The following is a 5,591-nucleotide window of genomic DNA, read 5'->3' as shown; positions in this document are numbered from 1 at the left end:
CCGGCCAGGCGATCGACAATTCGGTCAGTGAGCGGTTCAGCCGGGCCAGATGGCGCGGCATGTCGACGATGAAACCACGCGCCACCTCGCAGACCTCATAGACACCGTCCGCGAACTGATAGCCACGGTCCTCGATATGGACGGCGGCATCGGCGTGCGTGACATAGCGCCCGTTGACATAGGCAATGCGCGGCATGGGCAACCCCTGAAGAATTCTCGGGCTTTCTTATGCGATTCCGCCGTTGCCGTAACCGGCAAATGCTTGGCCCAGGCGCGGCTAACCCGCTCTAGACGCCCAGCGACTTCAGCTTGCGGTGCAGTGCGGAGCGCTCCATGCCGATGAACTCGGCGGTTTTCGAGATGTTGCCGCCGAAACGGTTGATCTGGGCGATCAGGTAATCCTTCTCGAACTGCTCACGCGCCTCGCGCAGCGGCAGCGCCATGATGTGCTGGTCGGATTGATTCGGCGTGCGCGGCATGACATCGCCGATCTCGGCCGGCAACAGATCGGCGGTGATCGGCGCATCGACGTCGTCGCCGCGCGCAAGGATCATCAGGCGCTCGACATTGTTGCGCAGCTGGCGAACGTTGCCCGGCCAGTTGTGCGCCTGCAGCACGGCCAGCGCGTCGTCGCCGATGCGGCGCGGCTTGATGCCGGCCTGGCGGGCGATCTGCTTCATGAAATTGTCGACGAGGTAGGGAATATCCTCGCGCCGCTCGGCCAATCCCGGCACGATGACCGGAACCACCGCGAGGCGATGGTAAAGATCCTCGCGGAAACGCCCGTCGGCAATCATCGCTTCGAGGTTCTGCGAGGTCGAGGAGATGATGCGGACATCGACCTTGACCCGCTTGGTTCCCCCTACCCGCTCGAACTGCTGCTCGACCAGCACGCGCAGGATCTTGTTCTGCGTCTCGCGCGGCATGTCGGCCACCTCGTCGATGTAGAGGATACCGCGATGGGCCTCCTCCAGCGCGCCGACCTTGCGCTCGACGCCATTCGATTCGGTGCCGAACAGCTCGATTTCCATGCGCTCGGGCGTGATGTTGGCGGCGCTCAGCGTCACGAAAGGTGCGCTCTTGCGCGCCGACAGCGTGTGGATGGCGCGCGCGGCCAGTTCCTTGCCCGAGCCAGACGGTCCGATGATCATCACGCGGCTGTTGGTCGGCGCGACGCGTTCGATGGTCTGGCGCAACTGGCTCATCGCCGACGACATGCCGATCAGATCGAAGGTTTCGCCGCTGCGCAGCTTGAGGTCGGAAACCTCGCGCCTCAATTTCGAGGTCTCCAGCGCACGCTCGGCAATAAGGATCAGCCTGTCGGCCTTGAACGGCTTTTCGATGAAGTCATAGGCGCCGCGCCGGATGGCGGAGACCGCCGTTTCGATGTTGCCGTGGCCGGAAATCATCACCACCGGCAAGGTCGGATGCATGGTCTTGATCTCGTCGAGCAGCGCCAGCCCGTCCAAGCGCGAGCCCTGCAGCCAGATATCGAGGAAAATCAGCCGCGGCGCGCGATCAGCTATAGCAGCGAGCGCACTGTCGGCATCGAATGCCGTGCGGGTTTCGTGACCTTCGTCGCTCAGTATGCCCGCGACGAGTTCACGGATGTCTTCCTCGTCATCGACGATGAGAATATCAGACGCCATTACCGACCTTTTCAGTTTCTCTTTCGTTTTCCGCCCTGCTTTCGCTGCGCGGAGCCGTTGCGGCCGCAGGCGGCAGGATGATGCTGATCATCGCGCCGCGCCCATCGTGGAAGTCCGCTGGAGCATCGTGTAGTTCCAGCCTGCCGCCATGGTCCTCCACGATCTTCTTGACGATAGCGAGGCCAAGTCCGGTGCCCTTCTCGCGTGTGGTCATGTAGGGCTCGAGCAGCCGTTGGCGATTCTCGCGCGGCAGGCCTTTGCCATTGTCGATGACGTCGATTCGAATCGCACCATTCTGGCGCCCGGCTTGAATCCGGATTATGCCGTGCGAACCGTCCTTCTGTTCCAATCCGTCGATGGCCTCGGCGGCGTTCTTGATCACATTGCCGAAAGCCTGCGCCATCAGGCGGCTGTCGAAAGTGCCCTTGAGCGGCTCCGTGCCGAATATCCGCTCGAAAGTGATGTCGGCGCGGCTGACCTCGACCAGGAACGAGGCCTCACGCAGCGATTCGCGCAGATCTATGGCCTTCATCTCAGGCTTTGGCATGCGCGCGAACGCCGAGAATTCGTCCACCATACGGCCAATATCCTCAACCTGACGGATGATGGTGTCGGTGCATTGGTCGAAAACCTCGCGGTCCTCGGTAATCACCTTGCCGTAACGGCGCTTGATACGTTCGGCCGAGAGCTGGATCGGCGTCAGTGGGTTCTTGATCTCGTGGGCGATACGCCGCGCCACATCCGCCCAGGCCGACGAGCGCTGCGCCTGAACCAGGTCGGTGATGTCGTCGACCGTCACGACATAGGATTTTTCCTCCGAGCCGTCGTCGCCGGCCTCGATGGTGATCTGCACGTTGAAGGTCCGCTCGGCACCGGCGCGGTAAAAGGTCACCTGCTCGCGATAGACGGGTTTGCCGGACTTGCGACCGATCTCGAAGACGCGGCCGACATGCGGCAGCACGGCGGAAAGATTCTGCCCAAGGGCTGCGCTGGCCGAAATCGCCAGCATCGCCTCGGCCGAGCGGTTGACGATGGTGACGATGCCGTAAGGATCGACGCCGATGACGCCGGCGGTAACGCCGGCAAGCACGGCTTCCGAGAAGCGGCGCCGTTCGTCGATCAGGTCCTTGGCCGACAGGATCTCATTGCGCTGCGATTTCAGTTCGAGAAGCATCTTGTTGAAGGTATCGCCGAGCGAGGCGACATCGCCGTCCGAAGGCCTCACGGGAACCGCGACGTCGAGATTGCCGGTCGCCACCTCGTCGGCGGCGCCGATGAGCTGGCGAATAGGCCGCACCAGACGGTCGGCGACCGCAATGCCGGTCCAGATCGCGGACAGGATGATGATGAGCGTTAGCGACAGATAGGGCAGCGCGAAGGCCACCTGCGAGGTACGGCGGTTATCTTCCAGCCCCCGATATTCGTCGGTGTTGGACCTGACGATCTGCCGTGCCTTGATCACTTCGGGATCGACGAGCCGAATGGTGTAGAGGTAGAGTCCTTCGATCTCCCGCAGCTTGACGATGGCGCCCATGATGTTGCGCGTTTTCGGTTCGATCAGCACCGGCTTGCCGTCGGCAGCGCTGGCCACCGCGCCTTCCGGCGGCTCGGGCATGGCGAACTCCGTATCGGTCTTGGCGCTCATGACGAAAGAGCCGTCCGGCTTGATCAGCGCCGCATGGGCCAGCGAACGGCCCACGGCTTCCTTGTTCATCAGGTCGAGAAAGCCGGTACGATCAAGGCCGTAGAGCGTGCGCGACGCATCGAGATCATAGGCCATGGACAATGTCGTGCCCTGGAGGTTGCGGGCATTTTCCTGGACATAGGCGTCGGCGATCGAGAGCGACGAATTGACGATCGTCTTGGTGCGGATCTCGAACCAGCGGTCGAGGCCGATGTCGAGCGTGATTGAGGCAATGATGGCCACCATGATGGCGGGAATGGCGGCAACCAGGGCGAACATGGCGACAATGCGCACATGCAGCCGCGAAGCGGCCTTGCCATGCCGGCGCGCCATCAGGATGCGGTGCACCTCACGCCCGACCAGCGCGATAAGAAACAGCACGAAAGCCGCGTTGAGGGCAATCAGCGCCAGCGTCGTCGACTCGTTCGGTGTGATCGGCGTGGCGCCGACGAGGATGGTGAACGAGATCGCAGCCGTCATCAGCGCGCCGACGACCGCGATCACACCCGGCAGCGCAAGCAGCCGGCGCCCATCACGAGCGCCGGGTTCGCTGAAGAGCGGTTGGTTTGTTGTCGGTGCCTGCGGAGCCATGTCGCCGTCTAGAGCCATGATTGCGTCGGATGTATGCAACGCATTGTGGCGATTATGCAACAAGTGTGACCGAGACGGAAATCTTTCGCGAGCCGATCCCCTGAAAAGAGCGCGGGCTCAGATCAAGGCTCAGCCCTGCCGCGATGATTTGTAGACGTTGACGCCGAGCTCGCGGATCTTCTTGCGCAGCGTGTTGCGGTTCAAGCCCAGCAGTTCCGCAGCCTTGATCTGGTTGCCGCGCGTTGCCGTCATCGAGGCCAGGACGAGCGGAAACTCGACCTCGGACAGGATGCGCTGATAAAGCCCCGCCGGCGGCAATTCGCCGGCAAAGGAAGCGAAATAGCGCTGCAGGAAGTGCTCGACCGCCTGCCCGATCGACAAATCGTCGGGGATCAGATTGCCGCCACCCGGCACCACCGGACGTTCGCCGGTCTTGAGCTCCGCCTCGATGATCTCGGCGGAAATCTCGTCCTGCGAATAGAGCGCGGCGAGCCTGCGAACCAGGTTTTCCAGTTCGCGCACATTGCCCGGCCACGGATAGCGCTTCATCAACTCGATGCCGCCGGAAGAAATGCGCTTGGTCTGCAGGCCTTCCATTTCGCCGAGCTTGAAGAAATGGCGGACGAGGTCCGGCACATCCTCGGAGCGCTCACGCAGCGCCGGCAGCCGGAGCGGCACGACGTTGAGGCGATAGAAAAGATCCTCGCGGAAGAGCCCCTGGTTGATCAGCGTGCGCAGATCCTTGTTGGTGGCAGCGACGATGCGCACGTCGGTCTTGATCGGCGTGCGCCCGCCGACCGTGGTGTACTCGCCCTGCTGCAGCACGCGCAGCAGCCGCGTCTGCGCCTCCATCGGCATGTCGCCGATTTCGTCGAGGAACAGCGTGCCGCCTTCGGCCTGCTCGAAGCGGCCGGTCGAGCGGTTCTGCGCGCCGGTGAAGGCACCCTTCTCGTGACCGAACAGTTCCGATTCGATCAGGTCACGCGGGATCGCCGCCATATTGATGGCGACGAAGGGGCCGCCGCGGCGGCGGCCATATTCATGCAGCGCGCGCGCCACCAGCTCCTTGCCGGTGCCGGATTCGCCCGAGATCATCACCGTCAGGTCGGTCTGCATCATGCGCGCCAGCATGCGGTAGATGTCCTGCATGGCGGCCGAGCGGCCGACCAGCGGCATTGCATCGGGCTGCTCTTCCGGCCGCGCATCGATCTTCGGCCGCCGCGGCTCGGAAAGCGCCCGGTTGACGATGTTGAGCAGTTCGGTCAGGTCGAAGGGCTTGGGCAGATATTCGTAAGCGCCGGTTTCGGAGGCGCGGATCGCCGTCATGAATGTGTTCTGGGCGCTCATGACGATAACCGGCAGCTCCGGCCTCGCCTTCTTGATGCGCGGCAGCATGTCGAAGGCGTTTTCGTCCGGCATCACCACATCGGTGATGACCAGATCGCCCTCGCCCGCCGCCACCCAGCGCCAAAGCGTCGAAGCGTTGGAGGTGACGCGCACCTCATGACCGGCGCGTGAAAGCGCCTGGTTGAGGACGGTGCGGATCGCCGCGTCGTCGTCGGCGACGAGAATATTGCCGCGAACGGTCATTTGAGGTCTCCTTCGCCGTCATCATCGGCGCCGTTTGGCGCTTCTTTCCAGGCCGGCATCAGGATGCGGAATGTGGT

3 protein-coding genes and 1 pseudogene are annotated in these 5,591 nt (G+C 63.1%); all 4 read right to left on the bottom strand.

Annotated features, from left to right (window positions below; all coding sequences use genetic code 11):
- Positions 1-196, bottom strand: a pseudogene (locus EOD15_RS27420) (D-amino acid aminotransferase); the annotation flags it as partial.
- 91 nt (positions 197-287) lie between these two features.
- On the bottom strand, positions 288-1,649 hold the full coding sequence (locus EOD15_RS27415) for a sigma-54 dependent transcriptional regulator (RefSeq protein ID WP_023812026.1): 1,362 nt from the start codon (positions 1,647-1,649) through the stop codon (positions 288-290).
- Complete coding sequence (locus EOD15_RS27410; protein ID WP_127328257.1) at positions 1,639-3,924, bottom strand: PAS domain-containing sensor histidine kinase; 2,286 nt, start codon at positions 3,922-3,924, stop codon at positions 1,639-1,641. The genes EOD15_RS27415 and EOD15_RS27410 overlap by 11 nt, the downstream gene beginning before the upstream one ends.
- Positions 3,925-4,053: 129 nt before the next feature.
- Positions 4,054-5,514 (bottom strand): nitrogen regulation protein NR(I), encoded by a 1,461-nt coding sequence (ntrC, locus tag EOD15_RS27405; RefSeq protein ID WP_127322922.1) that lies wholly within the window; start codon positions 5,512-5,514, stop codon positions 4,054-4,056.
- Positions 5,515-5,591: the final 77 nt, after the last annotated feature.

This window comes from Mesorhizobium sp. M7A.T.Ca.US.000.02.2.1 (assembly GCF_003996995.1).
In the GTDB taxonomy this organism is placed as follows: Bacteria; Pseudomonadota; Alphaproteobacteria; order Rhizobiales; family Rhizobiaceae; genus Mesorhizobium.
Note: the sequence above shows the minus strand (reverse complement) of the source record. Positions and strands in the feature narration are given on the sequence as shown.